The 17,413-nt window shown below is 65.3% G+C and carries 15 protein-coding genes; 7 read left to right on the top strand and 8 right to left on the bottom strand.

All coding sequences use genetic code 11. The features are described from left to right. Positions 1-61: 61 nt before the first annotated feature. Entirely contained in the window at positions 62-1,180 is a 1,119-nt protein-coding gene (locus OLX02_RS18240; protein WP_264425134.1) for an amidohydrolase family protein, read from the top strand. Between the two features lie 220 nt (positions 1,181-1,400). Further along, complete coding sequence (locus tag OLX02_RS18245) at positions 1,401-2,615, top strand: amidohydrolase family protein (protein ID WP_264425136.1); 1,215 nt, start codon at positions 1,401-1,403, stop codon at positions 2,613-2,615. Between the two features lie 192 nt (positions 2,616-2,807). Here the strand turns inward: OLX02_RS18245 and OLX02_RS18250 are convergent, their stop codons facing one another. The 6 genes from OLX02_RS18250 to OLX02_RS18275 all read right to left on the bottom strand — a co-directional run bounded on the left by OLX02_RS18250 (position 2,808) and on the right by OLX02_RS18275 (position 10,144). Then, entirely contained in the window at positions 2,808-5,267 is a 2,460-nt protein-coding gene (locus OLX02_RS18250) for a TonB-dependent receptor (protein ID WP_264425137.1), read from the bottom strand. Positions 5,268-5,377: 110 nt separating this feature from the next. Continuing rightward, positions 5,378-6,388 carry a DUF2889 domain-containing protein gene (locus OLX02_RS18255; protein WP_264425138.1) on the bottom strand — a complete coding sequence of 337 codons (1,011 nt, stop codon included), beginning with the start codon at positions 6,386-6,388 and terminating at the stop codon, positions 5,378-5,380. A gap of 12 nt (positions 6,389-6,400) precedes the next feature. Further along, a complete protein-coding gene (locus OLX02_RS18260) occupies positions 6,401-7,192 on the bottom strand; it encodes an SDR family oxidoreductase (protein WP_264425140.1) in 792 nt (263 codons plus the stop codon). Beyond that, on the bottom strand, positions 7,182-8,726 hold the full coding sequence (locus OLX02_RS18265; RefSeq protein ID WP_264425143.1) for a class I adenylate-forming enzyme family protein: 1,545 nt from the start codon (positions 8,724-8,726) through the stop codon (positions 7,182-7,184). Before OLX02_RS18265 ends, OLX02_RS18260 begins: the two co-directional genes overlap by 11 nt. Beyond that, a complete protein-coding gene (locus OLX02_RS18270; RefSeq protein ID WP_264425144.1) occupies positions 8,726-9,490 on the bottom strand; it encodes an SDR family NAD(P)-dependent oxidoreductase in 765 nt (254 codons plus the stop codon). Before OLX02_RS18270 ends, OLX02_RS18265 begins: the two co-directional genes overlap by 1 nt. 57 nt (positions 9,491-9,547) lie before the next feature. Then, positions 9,548-10,144: a TetR/AcrR family transcriptional regulator gene (locus OLX02_RS18275; RefSeq protein ID WP_264425145.1), complete on the bottom strand. Its 597-nt coding sequence runs from the start codon at positions 10,142-10,144 to the stop codon at positions 9,548-9,550. Positions 10,145-10,208: 64 nt separating this feature from the next. Here OLX02_RS18275 and OLX02_RS18280 point away from each other — a divergent pair, with 64 nt between their 5' ends. The 4 genes from OLX02_RS18280 (at position 10,209) to OLX02_RS18295 (ending at position 14,672) form a co-directional block, all read left to right on the top strand. Next, positions 10,209-11,405 (top strand): cytochrome P450, encoded by a 1,197-nt coding sequence (locus OLX02_RS18280; RefSeq protein ID WP_264425147.1) that lies wholly within the window; start codon positions 10,209-10,211, stop codon positions 11,403-11,405. 58 nt (positions 11,406-11,463) lie between these two features. Continuing rightward, the gene (locus OLX02_RS18285) at positions 11,464-12,936 is read left to right on the top strand and encodes an aldehyde dehydrogenase family protein (RefSeq protein ID WP_264425150.1); all 1,473 of its coding nucleotides are present in this window, start codon (positions 11,464-11,466) and stop codon (positions 12,934-12,936) included. Positions 12,937-12,950: 14 nt separating this feature from the next. Beyond that, positions 12,951-13,739, top strand: coding sequence for an SDR family oxidoreductase (locus OLX02_RS18290; RefSeq protein WP_264425151.1), 789 nt, complete (start codon positions 12,951-12,953; stop codon positions 13,737-13,739). 102 nt (positions 13,740-13,841) lie between these two features. Continuing rightward, a complete protein-coding gene (locus tag OLX02_RS18295; protein WP_264425153.1) occupies positions 13,842-14,672 on the top strand; it encodes a coniferyl-alcohol dehydrogenase in 831 nt (276 codons plus the stop codon). A 5-nt stretch (positions 14,673-14,677) separates the two neighbouring features. On the opposite strand, the gene OLX02_RS18300 is transcribed toward OLX02_RS18295, so the two are convergent. Beyond that, positions 14,678-15,358: a TetR/AcrR family transcriptional regulator gene (locus OLX02_RS18300; RefSeq protein WP_264425155.1), complete on the bottom strand. Its 681-nt coding sequence runs from the start codon at positions 15,356-15,358 to the stop codon at positions 14,678-14,680. Positions 15,359-15,465: 107 nt separating this feature from the next. On the opposite strand from OLX02_RS18300, the gene OLX02_RS18305 reads away from it, so the two are divergent. Next, positions 15,466-16,242 carry an SDR family oxidoreductase gene (locus OLX02_RS18305; RefSeq protein WP_264425156.1) on the top strand — a complete coding sequence of 259 codons (777 nt, stop codon included), beginning with the start codon at positions 15,466-15,468 and terminating at the stop codon, positions 16,240-16,242. A 1-nt stretch (position 16,243) separates the two neighbouring features. Here OLX02_RS18305 and OLX02_RS18310 read toward each other — a convergent pair whose 3' ends face one another. After that, positions 16,244-17,320: a hypothetical protein gene (locus tag OLX02_RS18310; protein ID WP_264425158.1), complete on the bottom strand. Its 1,077-nt coding sequence runs from the start codon at positions 17,318-17,320 to the stop codon at positions 16,244-16,246. Between the last annotated feature and the right edge of the window lie 93 nt (positions 17,321-17,413).

The raw sequence follows: 17,413 nt of genomic DNA on the forward strand, positions 1-17,413 counted from the left end.
CCTTGCCTTGACTTATATAACTAGGTATCTTTGCCCCATAAGACGACTCGGGAGAATGACGATGAAGCCTTTCGTTTTCAGCGCGGACAGCCATGTGATGGAGCCGCCGTCGATCTTTCTCGATGGCCTGCCCGCCAGCCTCAAGCAGCACGCGATTCACAGCCGCAAGGAAGGCGAGTTCCTGATCACCGGCACCGCCGACAAGATCATCTACCGTCTGCGCGTCGGCCAGCACCGCGAGAAGGCGCTCGGCGACAACGAGCGCAAGGGCATACGCGAGATCCCCGGCCGTCTCGAGGACATGGAACTCGAAGGCATCGACGCCGAAATCTGCTTCCCCAGCCTCGGCCTATGGCTCTACGCGCTCGACAACGCCGATGCCGAAGCGGCCTCCGCGCGGCTCTACAACGACTGGAACGACGCATTCCTCGGAGGCCACCCCCACCGCTTCGTGCGCTGCGGAATGCTGCCGGTGCTCGATTTCGCCAACACCGTGGCCGAGCTGGAATACCTCGCTGCCAAGGGCTTCACCGCCGCGATGCTGCCCGCGGTCAGCCCGCCCAACCTGCCCAAATACAACGACCCGCAATGGGACGTGGTCTTCGCCAAGGGCGCGCAGCTGGGCATCGTGTTCGTCATGCACACCGGTACCGGACTTGAATCGGTGGTGGTCGAGCGTGGCCCCGGCGCCGGGATCATCAACTATTCCAACCAGATGATGGATGCCTGCACCAGCGCGATGTACCTGGTTGCCGGCGGCGTGCTCGATCGCAACCCCGGCGCGCGCGTTGCCTTCATCGAAAGCGGCGCGAGCTGGCTCGTGGCGCTGGCCGAGCGTATGGACGAAGTCTGCGAGGCGCACGCCAACTTCGTGTTCCCCAAGCTCAGCCGCAAGCCCAGCCAGATCATCGACGACCAGGTCTGGGCGAGCTTTCAGCACGACCGCGCCTGCATCACCGCCGCCGCTGCCGGCCTGCCAGGTGCCAAGAACGTGATGTGGGGTTCGGACTACCCCCACGCCGAAGGCACCTTCCCGATCAGCCGCCCGATCCAGGAGCAGCTGTTCGAGAACCTCGCCGTACCCGAAGCCGTGCGTGCCGAGATCCTCGGCCTCAACGCTGCGCGGCTGTTCCGGATCGATCCGGTTGTCCACACCAGCGAAGTCGGCCAGGCCGCCTGATACCTCCCGCCTGACGATGCCAGCCTGACACCCTCGGCTTGGCACTCCAGACCTGGCCGGTCCGTTCTTTGCAGCGGGCCGGTCATTTTTTATAGATATCTTTAATTTCGCGAAATTCCCAAATTTCCCGCCTGTTTGCGCTTTATCAATTCTAAACAGGCATCTCTTTAATAACATCCTCTCGACCGGCGCGAAGGCCGCCGGAAACCGGAGGAATGCCATGACCGACCACAACCGCCCATTCGTCTTCAGCTGCGACGCCCACGTCGCCGAGCCCGCCGACCTGTTTGCCAAGGCGATGCCCGATCACCTCCAGCAGTTCGTGATCCATTCCGAGGCCGACGGCGACATCCGCATCACCCGCATCGGCGAGCAGGTGATCCTCAAGATCCACACCAACTTCCATGCCCACAAGACCGGCGAAGGCGATGCCGCGTTCAACGCGCAGGCCGCCGACCGATCCTGCACCGATGCGCGCGACAATTTCGTGTCCGACTGCGCGGTCGACACCAAGCGCCGCGGCGCGCGCGATCTCGAACTGCGGCTGGCCGACATGGACCGCGACGGTGTCGATGCTGAGCTGGTGTTCCCCTCGCTGGGGCTGATGCTGCCGCGCATCGCCGATCGCGAGGGCCAGGCCACCGCCTGCCGCATCTGGAACGACTGGGCGTGGGACTATTGCGCGCCCGCCCGCGACCGCCTGATCCCCGCCGCGATGATCCCGTGCATCGATTTCGAGGACGCGCTGGCCGAATGCCGCCGCGCCGCCGACAAGGGTTTTGCCGCGTTCTGCCTGTGGGAAGGCCTCAACAACTACAACGACCCGCGCTGGGATCCGATCTTCGCGCTCGCGGGCGAGCTCGGCATCCCGCTGGTGTTCCACACCGGGGTGGGCGACATCAACATCCGCGCGCTCAAAGGCCCCGGCGGCGCGCTGTTCAACTACACCCGCCAGATGAACGACGCGGTCGACGTGATCACGCAACTCGTCGCCGGCGGCGTGCTCGATCGCAACCCGAACGCGCACATCCTGTTTGCCGAACACAGCGCAGGCTGGCTCTGGGGCCTCGCCGAGCGGATGGACGAGGTCTACAACGGCCACGCCCCGTCGATCAGCCCCAAGCTGTCGCGCCTGCCCAGCCGGATCGTGCGCGATCAGGTCCACTGCGCGCTGCAGAACGACGGCAACTCATCGATGGCGATCCGCAAGGGCGTCGGCATCGGTGCGCTGCTGTTCGCCACCGACTACCCCCACGCCGAGGGCACCTTCCCGTTCTCGCGGCAGGTGGTCGATACGATGGTCGCCGCCAACCCCGACGTCACCACCGACGAACTGGTCGCAGTGCTCGGCGGCAACGCCGCCCGCCTGTTCGCCCGCGCCGGCCTCGACGCAAAAGTCGAAGCACGCCGCGCCCAACTCCTCGCCGCCGCCTGACGCACCCCAACCCCTCCCGCTTGCGGGAGGGGCAGCGAGGCTTACGAAGCCCAAGGCGGAGTTAGTCACAACGGGGTTGGCAGCCAACCCACACTCCCTCCAACCGCCAAAAGCAAAGGCCGGACCTGCATGCCTGCAGGCCCGGCCTTTGCGTATTGGGTGGGGCAACCGATCAGGCGGCTCCGGTCTTGCTCAGAAGTGATACCCGACCGTCACGCCGTACGTCACCGGATCGCGGCGCTTTCCGGCCGAAATCCCCAGCGGGCCGACATAGAGGTTCTGCACATAGGCGCGGTTGTCGGTTAGGTTCTTGCCCCAGACCACGACGCTAAGCCCCATGTCGCATTCATAGCCGACGTTGCCACCCAGCACGCCCGATGCCGGCGTGGTGAACGAGGCGATGTCGGCTGCCGAATTCGGGGTGATCGTCGTACCGGCATACTTGAGCAGGTCGGGCGAGCCGTAGTACTTGTCACTCCAGGCATAATCGATGCGCGCGGTCAGCTTGCCTGATCCGACCCGCTGGTGGAAGTCCGCCGCCACGGTGAAGCTGTGCTTGGGCACCGCGACGAAGGCATCGCCAGAATGGTCGACGTAGGTACTGCTGCCGAACGCGATCGGCTGGGTATATTCCTTGTACTTGGGATCGGTGATCGAACCCGAAGCCGAAACCGTCAGGAACGGCGCGACGACAACCGCAAGCTCGGCCTCGGCTCCCCAGGTCTGCTGCTTCTGCGCATTGTAGAGTACGGTCAGCAGCGTGGTGCTGCCGGGCACGTTCAGCAGCAACGAGCGCTGTGCATCGCTGATCTGGTTGTGATAGGCAGCGACGTTCAGCCGGACCTTGTGGTCGAGGAATTCGGACTTGATGCCGATTTCCTGCTCGTCGTTCACTTCGGGCTTGAACGGCGCAAACGTCGCCGGATCGCCATTGGCGCGCAGGTTCTCGCCACCCGAACGATAGCCGCGACCGGCCTTGGCATAGATCAGCACGTCCGGCGTGATCTTGTAGTCGACGCCGACGGTGTAGCTCAACCGGCGGAACACGTCCGAGCGGCCCGCTGCGCAGTTGTCGTCCGCCACCGTCGCGATCGCCGGGATCGCGCAATTGATATACGCCGTCTGATTGAACAGCGAATTGCCGTTGTGCGTCAGCAGCGACTTCTTGTCGCTCGACCAGCGCAGGCCAGCGGTGAAGGTCAACGCGTCAGTCACATGGTAGCTCGCCTGCGCGTAGACGCCGAAGCTCTTGTTGTCGATATCGCCGCGATACCGAGCGGTGGTGTTCGGCACGTAAGTTCCCGCCGGGATGCCGGCCGGAGCCAGGGCGCCGACAAAGGCGAGGAAGGGCACGAAACCGACCGCATTGTTTGAAGTCGAGCGATCGAAGCCACCTTCGGTGAAGTAGGTCGCGCCCGTCGCATAGTCGAGTTTGCCGTCGAGCGCCTTACCCGTCAGCTGCACTTCACCCGACCACTGGTGCAGGTCCTGATATCCGGTCGTCTGCAGGATCAGGTAGGGCGTGCCGTCGAGGTCGATGTTGCTCGAGGAGGTGATCTTGCGATAGCCCCCGATCAGCTTGAGAGTGGCATCGCCCATGTCGACTTGTGCAGTCAGGCCATAGCTCTGTGTCTTGGTATCGGTTAGCGGAACGTCGTTGAGCGAAACATTGCGTGGATCGCCGTAGAGAGCTCCGATCTGCGACGCATCGGGATGAGTTGCCTGATTCAGCGCTTCTGCAACGTTATCGGGCGCGATGCCGGCAACCGCGCCGAACTGCGTGCTGGCGAGCTGCTCATATGTCAGCGCCGTACCCGTCACGAGCCGCGCCTGCCGCGAAGGCCCCTTGGACTTGAAGCTGTACCATTCGGCCGAGCCGAGCAGCGAGATGTTGTCGGCAACCTGCCACAGCGCCTTCACACGGCCGGTCACGTTGTCGATGTTGTCGAATTTCTGACCGGTTCCGGCATTGATCATGTAGCCATCGCGGCGCCGCACCTTGATCGCGCCACGCACGGCGAACTTGTCGACCACCAGCGGCAAATTGATCACCGCCGTGCCGTCGAACTCGTTGAACCGGCCATACGTCGCGGTGACGCTGCCGCTGATCTTGTCGAGGTGAGGCTTGTTAGTCTCGATCAGGACCGCGCCAGCAGACGTGTTGCGGCCGAACAGCGTGCCCTGCGGCCCCTTGAGCACCTGGACGTTGGCGATGTCCAGCAGGTCACCGTTGAGCCCGTACGATCGCGCGATATAGATGCCGTCGACATACGTACCGACCGAAGGCTCGAGCGTGGCGAGCGCGTCGTTCTGGACCTGTCCGCGGATCGACAGCAGCAGCGCGGTCGGGTTCGACGATCCTTCGACCGTCGTGAAACCGGGCGTGAACGCCGCGATCTCGCTAACCTTGACCGCGTTCTGCGCCTGCAACTGCGCGCCCGAGAACGCGGTCACGGCAACCGGCACGTCCTGCAACTTTTCGCTGACCTTGCGGGCGGTGACGATGATTTCGGCAAGCCCACCCGAATCTTCGGTGGCAACCTGTTCCGGCGCGGCATCGGCGGCACGCGCCACGCCTGCGGACATCAGGATTGCGGTCGCGGCAACGCCGCTGAGCAGGCGAACGGCAAATGTCGGGTTGTTTTCAGGCATTGTCAGGCTCTCCTCCCAAAGAGCGGTACGCGCCACTCCAAGTTATGAGTTATATAACTAGGTCTACCAAGATACACAAGAGGAACTTGTAGAATTGCCTGCGGGCCGCTTCAGGGCAGGCTGCTCGCTAGAACCGACACATCAGCCAATGCCCGCAGGACATCGTTGAGGTGCGTGCAGCCCAGCGTGGAGGGCAGCGTGTCGAGAACCATGTTGCGGAAATCGGCAACATTTTGCCCGATCAAGCGGGTCGCCTTGACCGAAGCGCCGGGGCATTCCTGATACGGCAGGATCAGCGGCAGGGCCTGCAACGCCTGGAGCGTTCCGCTATCCGCATCGATTTCGGCATAGACGCGGTATTCGTGGATCGCGGTGCGCCCGCCCCGGGGATTCGAGCCGCTGTCCTGAAATGCGGCGTCCACCATGATGGTGCCATCCGCGCGCCACAGGTCGATTCGGCGGGCGCGCCGTTTCTGCGGGCCCTGCTGGAAGGGCATCGGGTGCCACCCGGCCGCGTCGTCGGGATGCTCCAGCGGGCCGACTTCGGTGAACGACTGGTTGATGTTGTCGGGCGTTCCATCGGCCTTGAACGCGCTCCCACCGGTGGCAAAGCCGGTGCAGATGTCGTTCATCACGCCCTTGCGGCCGGCGGTGGACTGCTGCGCCGAACGCTGCGGGGCCGAGGCCCACGCGCCCTGCCCCGCCCATTGCGACCAGATCCAGGCGGCAACGAGGCTGGCCCCGGCGAAGTCGTCAAGCAACTGGTAGGTCGGCGTGCCGATGATGTCGCCCATGATGCTGGCCAGCGCACGGCGGCTGGCCCCGCCGGCGCGGATGCCGACCAGATCCTGTGTGCGCGGATGGTCGGGACTGGTCGCGATGCGCAGGATCTCGCGCATGGGCGAGGCAAGGATACTGAAGCCGCCCGTCGCCAGTTCGACCGGGTCGCCCGTGACGGGGGTCAGCAGGTCGCGCGCACGGCCGACCATCTCCCACGGTTCGCCATAGCCGCCGGGCCAGTCGGAATCGATCGAGGTGGTGCGCCGGATGGAGCCCGGCCGCCGCAATGGCGCATGGCCCGCGCTCTGGCGGGCGAACGGGAATTGCTGCGGCTGGGCCATCGTGGGTGATCCTTACTTCGGGGGCATGCGGATGGCGCCATCAAGCCGCAGGTTCTGTCCGTTGAAATAGCTGTTGCGCACCAGCTCCGTCACCAGGCTACCGAATTCCTCGGGCTTTCCCAAACGCTTGGGGAACGGCACCGACGCGGCCAGCCCTTCGAAGATCGCGGGCGCACGGTCCTTGACCGCAAGCATCGGCGGCGTGGCGAAGATGCCGGGCATGATCGAATTGATGCGGATGCCGATGTCCATCAGATCACGCGCCATCGGCAGGACGAGGCCGTTGACCCCGGCCTTGAGCGAACCGTAGGCGACTTGCCCGACCTGGGCATCCTGCGCGGCGGCCGAAGCGGTCAGCGTAATCACACCGCGCTCGCCATCCGCCAGCGGATCGAGGCCGGCCATGCCCAGCGCGGACAGCGATGCCAGCCGGTAGCTGGCGATCAGGATCCCTTGCGCGGAAAAGGCGTAGTCCTCGGTCGAGAAGCGTTTGTAGCTGCCCGTCTCGCGGTTGAACGACAGGGTCTTGCCGCCCTTGGAGATCTGGGCGCAATGGACGAGGATGCGCTCCTGCCCGTGGGCGGCGCGGGCCTTTTCGAAGCCGGCGACGACCGAATCCTCACTGGTGATGTCAACCTTGCAGAACAGGCCGCCCAATTGTGCCGCGACTTCTTCGCCGAGCGTTTGGTTGATGTCGAAGATCGCGACCTTGATGCCGGCAGCGGCGAGCGCTTCGGCGCTGGCGCGGCCCAGCCCGGAGGCACCCCCGGTCACGACCGCCGCAGTGGTCTGGTCACATTGCATTGTCTTCTCCTGTTTCGATTGATGGGACAAACAGCGCCTGAAGCCCCGGCGCCGATGGCTTCATCGACGGGGTGCGCGGGAAATCGGGGACAAAGCGGAAATGGACCGGCACCTGGTATGCGATCAGCCGGTCCTTGAGGAACGCCTTGAGCGCATCCGGATCCGGCGCCACGCTGCCTTCCCGCAAGATGATGGCGGCGGCAGGCACCGCGCCCAGCCGATCGTCTGGCACGCCGACCACAGCCGCCTCGCGGATGGCGGGATGCTGGTGGAGCGCGTTGACGACATCGTCGGGGTGAACCTTAAACCCGCCACGGATGATCGCATTGTCCGCCCGCCCCCGAATGAACAGGAACCCATCGTCATCGAGCACGGCGCGGTCGGTGGTGCGCAACCAGTTGTCGCCACCGGCTGCGTAGGCTGGGCCGAGTTGTTCGCCCTGAAGCTCGAGCAAGCCTTCTTCGGCCGATGGCAGCCCTGCCCCAGTTTGCGGATCGACGATGCGGGCGCGGACATTGGCATGGATGCGTCCGGCAGCGCCTCGTTTGGCCTGCCAGTGCGCGCGGAAATCGTCGACCGACCATCCCGCGATCGCACCGGCGAATTCGGTGGCACCATAGTTGGCAAGGATCGGCAAATTGTACCTGGCATAGAACGCATCGACCAGATCGGGCGACAAGGGTGCGGTCCCGCTGATCAGGGCGGTCAGGCTGGACAGGGCCGCTGGATCGACATCGGCCTCGAGCAACATGCGGATCGCGGAGGGAACTGCGCCTGCGACCTTGGGCCGGTTCCGGCGGACGGCGTCAACCCAGCCTTCGACCGTGAACTTTTCCAACAAGGCGATCTTGCGGCCCGCCGCCAGCGCGCCGATGCAGCCATAGATGCCGCCGATGTGGGTCAGCGGGTTGTTGACCATGGTAACACCGGATCGCAGCTGCGGCTGGTCGGCAAATTCGCGGCCGCGTTCGTAGCGGGTGAAGCCGGCGAAGCTGGCATCGAAGGCCGCGCGGGTGAGCGGCACGCGCTTGGGGGTGCCGGTGGTGCCGCTGGTCAGCATCTCGATCGCCACCCCGGGCGAAGTCGACACCGCGCGGCGCGGCATGGCCAGCCCTTCGACCACGCGAACGCCTTCGAGCCGCGCGCCGATGGCGAGGACCGCCGTGCCGCAGCGGGTGCAGGTTTCGACCATCGACGGGCGCAAAACGTCGGATTCGTCGGCGATGATCACCGGCAGGTCCAGCCCCGCGACATCTTCGAACAGCCGCGCATCGGGCAGGACAGGGTTGAGCGAGACCAGACAGCGGTCGCTGGCCAGCACCGCCAGGATCGCAGCAATATGGCCGGGCCGGTTGCGCAGCATGATGCCGACGCGCGCTTCGGGCGGCAGGTCCATGGCATCGAGCGCGGCCTCGATCGCCTGCACCACGCGCGCCAGATCGCCCCAGCTATAGTCGCGCCCTTCGAAGTCGATCTCTGCCCGGTCCGGGTCGAGCGCCATGATCGCGAGCAGCTTTTCGGTCATCTGTGCCATCAGATTGCAAGCCCCCCGGCAGCTTCGATGATGTTGCCCGTGACCCAGCCGGCTTCTGGCCGACAAAGCATCAGCACGGCCCCGGCGATATCGTCGGGCTGGCCCATGCGGCCCATCGGCGTGGTTTTGGCGTTGGTTTCATCGAAGCCGGGACGTTCGCGCAAGGCCGCGATGAAGTCGGTCGCCACCGCGCCCGGTGCGACAAGATTGCAGGTGATCCCGCGCCGCGCGACTTGCGTGGCGGTGGAGAATGTCAGGCTTTGCAAGGCGCGCTTGCCCATCGCGTAGCCCGCCGCAAAATGTTGCGCGACCTTACCGGAGATGGAGCCGATATTGACCACCCGTCCCTGGTCGCGCAGGCGCGGCAAGGCCACCTGAGTCACCAGATAGGGCCCCTTGGCATTGACGGCCATCATCCGGTCGAACAGCTCTTCCGAGCCGCTTTTCAGGCTCGCGTCCTGCCCGTCGCTGCCGATCCCGGCATTGTTGACCAGAATATCGAGATTGGGGGCAGGCCCGAACGCGGCATCGCACGCAGCCAGCAAGGCGGCGATCTGCGCGCTTTGCGCGACGTCCGCGCAGACCGCCTGCGCGCGCGCCCCGGCAGCCGCGACTTCGTTTACCAGCGCGCGAGCCGCATCGTGCGCTCCGCGATAGGCAAAAAGCACATGCGCGCCCTCCGTCGCCAGCCGCCGCACGATCGCAGCACCGATTCCCCGCGCGCCGCCAGTGACGAGCGCCGTCTTTCCATCAAGGCATCCCATGCCCTGACTGTGCCCACATATCTTACCTAGTGCAATAACTGTTTGTGCAAAATCCGGTCAGTCGATCAGCGACTGGAATGCGTTGGCCCACCAGCGGTGCGTTTCGGCTGACCAATCGCTGCCGAACGCCGCGAGCGGATAGACTTCGCGGTAGAGCGTGAGGCCGGAGGCCAGCGCGGAAAAGCAGGCGGCCTTTTCCATGCCGCGCTGCGGCCCGTACCAGCGCGCCAGCGGTTCGACGAACAGGGTGCCCAGCAAACGGTCGGTAATGGCGCGAGCGACGGGATCGGCACTGGCCAGCACCATCATCGGCAGCGGATTGCGGCCACCCTCTCGCGGCCCTGTCAGGGTGTTCACGACAGCTTCGCCGAAGCCATCGCGCGGCAGGTCCGTGATCAGCGTCACGTCGAGCAGCGCTGACAACGCCGCCTCATAAAGCTTTTCCTTCGATCCGAAATAACGGCTGACCAAAGCCGGATTGACGCTGGCCGCCGCCGTGATGTCGCGCACGCCGGTGTCGGAATAGCCCCGCGTAGAAAACGCTTCCTGCGCAGCACGGAGAATCGCGGCGCGCGTGCGGCCGGCATCGCGCTGTGGCGCGGGCTTGGACAGCAGGGGCGCAATCGCTGCCGGGCGAGGTGTGGTTTTGGGCATTGACACTCCATGTAAACAACCGTTTACTTAAGGGCAAGAACAATGGGACGAGGAACCCGATTCGATGACCAGCGCAACCGCGGATCGCCCGCGCGGGCCGATCCATCATTTCGACTATCTGCGCGATCCGGCGCTGGCGGTCGATGTTCACGCCGCCTACTGGGAGCTGAAGACACAAGCCCCGCCTGTGTTCTGGACGCCTGCCAACGGCGGCCACTGGGTGGTCACGGCAGCCGACGCCGCGGTCGAAGTGCTGCGCCATCCCGACCGCTTTTCCAGCAAGTTCCTGTCGATTCCGCCCAATCCGCATCAGCCCCGGATGATCCCTGAATCGCTCGATCCGCCCGAGCACCGCGCCTATCGCCAGTTGCTGCGCCCCTTCTTCGAAAGCAAGGCGATCGAACCGCTGGAACCGCGCATCCGCGAATGGGCCGAAAAGCTGGTCGATGACGTGGCCGACAAGGGCACCTGCGAATTCGTCGACGCGCTCGGCTCGCGCTTCCCGGTGTCGGTGTTCATGGAACTGTTCGGGTTTCCGCTGGACCAGTTCGACTTCTTCCGCGCCACCGTCGTCGAATATTTCAGCGCAGAGATCCCCGACGAGCGCCGCGCAGAATTGTCGATGCAGATCCTGGGCGCGATTACCCAGTTGATCGAGGCGCGAGCCGCAGAACCCAGAGACGACCTCGTCTCGACGCTGATCGCAATCGACTTCGAAGGCCGCAAGCTGGCACCCGACGAGCTGATCTCGATTGGCTTCCTGATGTTCCTTGCCGGGCTCGACACCGTGGTCAACGCACTGACCTTCGGCATGCGGCATCTGGCGGGCGATGCCGGGCTGCGCCAGCGCATGATCGACGAACCGGCGGCCATCCCGGCGATCATCGACGAACTGATGCGCCGCTACACTTTCGTTTCGACGCCGCGCTATATCATGCAAGACACGGAAATCGCGGGCGTTCCGGTCTATGCCGGGGATTCGGTACTGGTTCCGCTGCACATGGTCGGCTGGGACGAAAGGCTGACATCGTGCCCCGCCGAAGTGCGGCTCGACCGCCCCCATTGCCGCCATGCCGCGTTCGGTTCGGGCATCCATACCTGCCTTGGTATCCACCTCGCCCGGCTGGAAATGACCGTGTTCTATGAAACCTGGGCGAAGAAGATCGGCCACTTCGCGCTCGCGCCGGGACAGGCCCTGCACTTCCGGGGCGGATCAGTGCAGGCGCTCGAAGCCCTGCATATCGAATGGGCGTGCGGCTGACCGATCGGACGCCGCCCGTCGACCAGCCTCTGGCTCACCCCATTTCCGGAGTATTTCCATGACCCTGTCCATCCCTACCGTCCATCTCCATCTCGGCCATGATCAGCGCAACAGCGGCAGCGGCGGCACCCGCACGCATGTCCATCCGGTCAGCGGCAAAGCCATCGCCGAAATCCCGCTGGCGGGGCCTGCCGAAATCGATGCCGCCGTGGCCAGCGCGCAGGCCGCACGCGACGGCTGGCGCCGCACCGCGCCCGATGCGCGCGGCGTGATGCTGACCCGGCTGGCCGACCTGCTGCTGGAAAAGAAGGCCGAATTTGCGCAGATGGCCGCGCTCGACGGCGGCACCCCGCTGATGCAGGGCGAACGCGGGGTTGAAGTGGCGGCCGGCTGGATCCGCTATTACGCGGGCTGGTGCGACAAGCTGACCGGCGACCTGATGAGCACGTTCGACACGCGCGGCGAGTTTTCCTATTCCGTGCCCGAGCCGATCGGCATCGTCGGCATCATCAACACCTGGAACGGGCCGCTGATCGGGCTGGGCATGAAAGTCGGCCCGGCGCTGGCGGCAGGCAACTGCGTGATCGTCAAGCCGGCCGAAATCACCCCGTTCGCGCCCGAACTGTTCGCGCAGTGCTGCAAGGCGGTGGGCATCCCCGATGGCGTGCTATCGATCCTGCCCGGCACCGGCGAGGCCGGCGAGGCCATCGTGCGCCACCCCGACATTCGCAAGATCAGCTTTACCGGCGGGCCGATCACCGCGCGCAAGATCCTGGCCGCCGCCGCCGAGCAGATCAAGCCGACCGTGATGGAACTGGGTGGCAAGTCGGCCAGCCTCGTGTTCCCCGATTGCGACTTGCAGGCCGCCGCCGAGCGTGCGGTGTTCTGGACCATCGGCTGCCTTGCTGGGCAAGGCTGCGCCCTGCCCACGCGGCAGGTCGTCCATGCCGACATCTACGACGAATTCGTGGCGCGCATGGTGGCCATTGCCAAGCAGTTCAAGGTCGGTGACCCGATGGAGCCGGGCGTGATGGTCGGCCCGGTGATCAGCGCCGCCGCGGTCGAGCGCATCACCGGCATGTTCGACCGGGCCCGCGCCGACAATGCCTGCACCTTCCTGATGGGCGGCCAGCGCGCGGGGGGCGAGCTGGCCAACGGCAACTACATCGAGCCGACAATCCTGGTCGATGTCGATCCCGATCACGAGATCGCACAAGTAGAGATCTTCGGCCCGGCGGTCGCCATCCTCAAGTTCCACACCGAGGACGAGGCTATCGCGATCGCCAACAACAGTGCCTATGGCCTCGCCGCCTATATCCAGTCCAACGACTTGCAGCGCGTCCACCGTATCGCCGAGCGGCTTCATGCGGGTGGCGTCTATGTCAACGGCGGCTTCCAGATCAATTCGCACACGCCGTTCGGCGGGGTCGGAATTTCGGGCTTCGGCAAGGAAGGCGGCAAGGCCGGGATCGACGAATTCCTCCACTACAAGACCGTCACCATCGGTGTCGGCGCGCCGATCTTCGGCTAAAAGGGACCCACATGATGACTGATTTCACCAACGATTCCTTCCGGCTGGACGGCAAGGTCGCGATCGTGACCGGCGCCGGCGGGCGCGGCAATTCGATCGGGCGCGCCTATGCGGTGGCGCTCGCCCATGCCGGGGCCAGCGTGGTCGTCGCCGACATCAACGGTGCAGGCGCACAGGCCGTGGCCGACGAGATCACGGCCAGTGGCGGCAGCGCCACGGTGGTGCAGGTCGACATTACCGACACCGCCTCGGTCGAGGCGCTGGCCGCAGCTGCTGCGGCCGCGTTCGGCGGGATCGACATCCTCGTCAACAATGCCGCGCTGATGGTCGAGATCGTCGACAAGCCGCTGATCCAGACCGACCGCGCCCGCTTCGACAAGGGAATCGCGGTGAACCTGTGGGGCGCGATCAACTGCGCGCAAGTGATGGCGCCCCGCATGGCGGCACGCGGTGGCGGGGCGATCGTCAACCAGCTGTCGGCAGGGGCGTTTCCGGCGCAGACGTTCTATGGCGTCACCAAGATCGCGCTGCTGGGCGCGACCACCGCGCTCGCCACCGAACTGGGGCCGCAGGGCATCCGCGTCAACGCCATCGGGCCGGGCATGACCAAGACCGATGCCGGACTGGCGCTGACTCCCGACGACAGCCCGCTGGTGCAGTATGTCGAAGCGCGCACCCCCATCCAGGGCCGCGATACGCCCGATGCGCTGTGCGGCGCGCTGCTGCTGCTGGTGTCGGATGCCGGGCGCTGGATGACCGGGCAAGTGCTCAACGTCGATGGCGGCTGGGTGATGCGCAATTGAGGGCGCAGCAAATAACTTGACGATTAGTCAGTTATTTGGTTGGCGAGGGGTGTGATCCGGTCCGTGATGCCCGGCTTCGTTAAGACCATGCGGGAGAGTGCGATGTCGGCCGATATTCTGGGGTACGCGGGCAAGCGAGTGGTGGTGATCGGGTGCTTTTCGGGCACCGGCGAAGCCTGCGCGCGCCAGCTCGTGGCGCTGGGCGCGCACGTGCATGGGGCCGACATCAAGCCTTCGCCGGTCGAAGGGCTGGCCTCGTTCACCACGGTCGACTTGCGCGATCCGGCGTCGATCGTGGCCGGCGTGGCGAGCATCGGCGGCGACGTGGACGCGCTGTTCAACGTCTCGGGCCTGCCGCAGACTTTTCCGGCCGAGGACGTGGTCACGGTCAATTTCCTCGGCATCCGCCTGTGGACGCAGGCGTGGCTGCCGCACATCCGCGCGGGCGGCGCGATTGTCACCGTGTCGTCGCTGGCGGGGATGCGCTACCTGATGCGCCAGCCGCTGTTGAAGGAACTGATAGACCACACCGATTTCGATGCGGCGCGCGCGTGGTATACCGCCAATGCCGACCGCGCCGGCGATCCCTACACCCTGTCCAAGGAAGCCATCAACACCTGGACGCAGCAGTTGGGGCCGGAGCTGATGGCGCGCGACATCCGCATCAACGCTACAATGCCCAGCCCGATCGACACGCCGATGTTGCAGGATTTCCGCAAGGTGGCGGGCGATGCCGTGCTGGGCGCCTTCGCCAAGGCCAAGGGGCGCTTTTCATCGGCGCTGGAACAGGCATTGCCGCTGATCCTGCTCAACAGCGATGCCGCGCGCTTCATCAGCGGCACGTGCCTGCCGGTCGATGCCGGGCTATCGGGCGGCCTTGCCACCGGCGTGCTGAGCATGGAGCAATTGATGGCCGACGCGGCCGCCGGCTGAGCCGGTCAGAGCCGGCTGCCAAGCATGGTCGCGACGGTCAGCGCGGCCGCAGCGCGCAGCGAATCGTAGGATATGTCATCGTCTTCCTGCGTCAGCGGCCCGATCGCGGCGAGGCGCTCGAGCATCATCAGGATTGTCCCCGCACACGCGCGCGGCTTGAGCTCGGCCGGGATCAGCCCTTCCGCCTGCGCACGCTCGATCTGCGACGATAGCGCCGCCATGACCGGTCGCGCGGCATCCATGCGCGCGTGGTAGAACCGCGTGTCGCCTTCCTCTGCCGCCATGTTCCGCACGCGAAAGACGGTGCGGTGCCGGTTCCACAGCCCGCAATAGGCATCGACGAAAGCCCTCGCCTGACCCGTAGCTTCGGGCGCGAGCCAATCGCGCGCGATCAACGCCTCGATTTCCGGCGAGGTCTGCGGGGCATCCGCCAGTGCGGCGAGCACAACTTCGGGAACACCGGGGAAATAGACGTAGAACGTGGCGGGCGAGGTTTTGGCCGCGCGTGCCACGTCCGCCACCGACACATCGCGCAAGCCGTGCGTTTCGAGCAGTTCGACCGTCGCGTCGATCAGGGCTTTGCGCGTGCGTTCGCCTTTCGAGCCGATCTTCTGGCCGTGCTGGTTGTAGCGTGCGGTGCGCTGGCGCGACGGGAACGGGGTGGTGGCATCGACCGGATCGGTCATGGGCATCCTGAAGGCTGGAGCGATTTTGCCCCTCTTGGCACGACAGCTTGCCTCGGCGCAAGAAACTGACATAGCGTCAATCATCAAGATGGATCGGGGAGGCCACGATGCAGCAACTCGAAGGCAAGGTCGCACTCGTCACCGGGGCGTCGAAGGGCATGGGACGGCAGTTCGTGGCGGCGCTGGTCGAGGCCGGGATGCAGGTGGTCTGCCTGGCCCGCCCTTCCCCCGAATTCGACACGCTGACCGACGAATTCGGCAGCGCGGTGAAATCGATCGCATGTGACGTGGCAGACCCCACGGCGGTCACCACCGCGCTCGAACAGGGCGTGAGCGCGTTTGGCCGGCTGGATGTGCTGGTCAACAACGCCGCGATCTACCACCCGTTCGCCTTCGAGCACGGTAGCGACGCGCTGATCCGGCAGCACGTCGAGGTCAACGTGCTGGGCGTGGCCTGGGCGATCCGCGCAGCCATTCCCCACTTGCGACGCACGCGCGGGCAGATCGTGACGATTTCCAGCGAAAGCGTGCGCCTGCCGTTCCCGATGCTGGCGCTGTACGCCGCGACCAAGGCGGCGGTCGAAACCTTGTCCGAAGGCTTGCGCGAAGAACTGCGCAGTGAAGGCATCCGCCTCACCGTGCTGCGCTCGGGCTCGGTATCGGGCAGCAGCGGGGGCGACGGCTGGTCGGACGAGACGCGACAGGCCTTCTTCGGCAAGATTGTCGAGACCGGCCATGCCGCGATGAGCGGCACCCCCGCGTCGCCCCGGTCCATGGCGCAAGGGCTGGTCGCCGTGCTGGCGCTGCCACACGACGTCAGCGTCGATCTGGTGGAACTGCGCGCGGCCGAACCGGGCCTGCCGGACGGCGCGCGCCAGATTTAGGTCATCGCGGCGCGCGCAAGGCGTGGAGCATCCTCTGGAAGTGGCGAGGGTTCCACACGTCCTGATCTTCGCCCCAGCCGATCTTGCCGTCGAAATCCCAGCGGAACAACTGGTTGGTGCCGTATCCAGCCTCGCTCATGCGGCTGATGGCGGTGCCTTCGGCCACCATAGTGCGGCCAAGATCGTCGGTCATTTCGACCTGCATGTGGCTGCACCAGCCGGTGCGGGGATCGCGGAAGGCCCGCATCCGCGACTTTGCACCGTCGAGATTACCATAGACGCCGTCGCGCAGCAGATAGCCGCCGTTCATCGGGCTCCACCCTTGGGCATCCCCGTCCTGCGAGCGGACAAAGCCAAGGAAGCCGCTGTCCGCATCGGCGTGGCCGAAAATGTACTGGATGCGCCCGCGACCGCGTTCGCGTTCGATTTCGCGCCAGCGGGCGCCGCCGGGCTGGCTGACCCGGTCGAGATCGCTGGCATAGGTCTGCTTGCGGCTTTGCGCGTATGGACCGCCGCGCGGCCCCCAGGTGCGATCGCGCACGCTCCACGAATCGATCGGGATCGCCTCGCCTTCCAGTGTCAGCGTGCCTTCGATACGGCCCAACTGATCGTAATGCGGCGTGTGGATGAAGGGCGGTTCGCCGGGTTCGAAGCGGCGCGGCGGATGCGCACCGGTGAACACGAAATCGAGCCCGAAATCGCGTTCGGGATCGGCATAGTGCAAATGGTACTTCATCCCCGGCTCCAGCATCTTCAGGCTGTAGCCGCCACCGGGAAAGGTGATGTCGCGCAAGTCCGGGTTATCCGGCATCGCGACCTCCTCGACCTTCTTATAGTAGGCCATGCGGGTCGGGTCCCAGCCGCGTTCGTCCCACAGGAATATCCGCCAGGTCACCGTCTTGCGGTTCGGGTAATAGGGCGTGTGGATCCAGCAGCCAATCTTGCGTTCGGGGACGTTGAACGACCACCAGTTCGTCTCGGTCTCGTAGGGATCGTCGGACAGCGGGTGGTAGCAATCATCCTCGGGGCGGAACGCATAGGGATCGCTCAACCGGGTATCGTCGGCATTCTGGGGCATCGAGTCTCTCGCAAAAATCATGGTGATCGCACATGAAGGTAAACGTAGTTATACACGTTGCAAGCGTGAAGCGCTTGCCATCCCCTGAGATAA

The organism is Novosphingobium sp. KCTC 2891, from assembly GCF_025938155.1.
In the GTDB taxonomy this organism is placed as follows: domain Bacteria; phylum Pseudomonadota; class Alphaproteobacteria; order Sphingomonadales; family Sphingomonadaceae; genus Novosphingobium.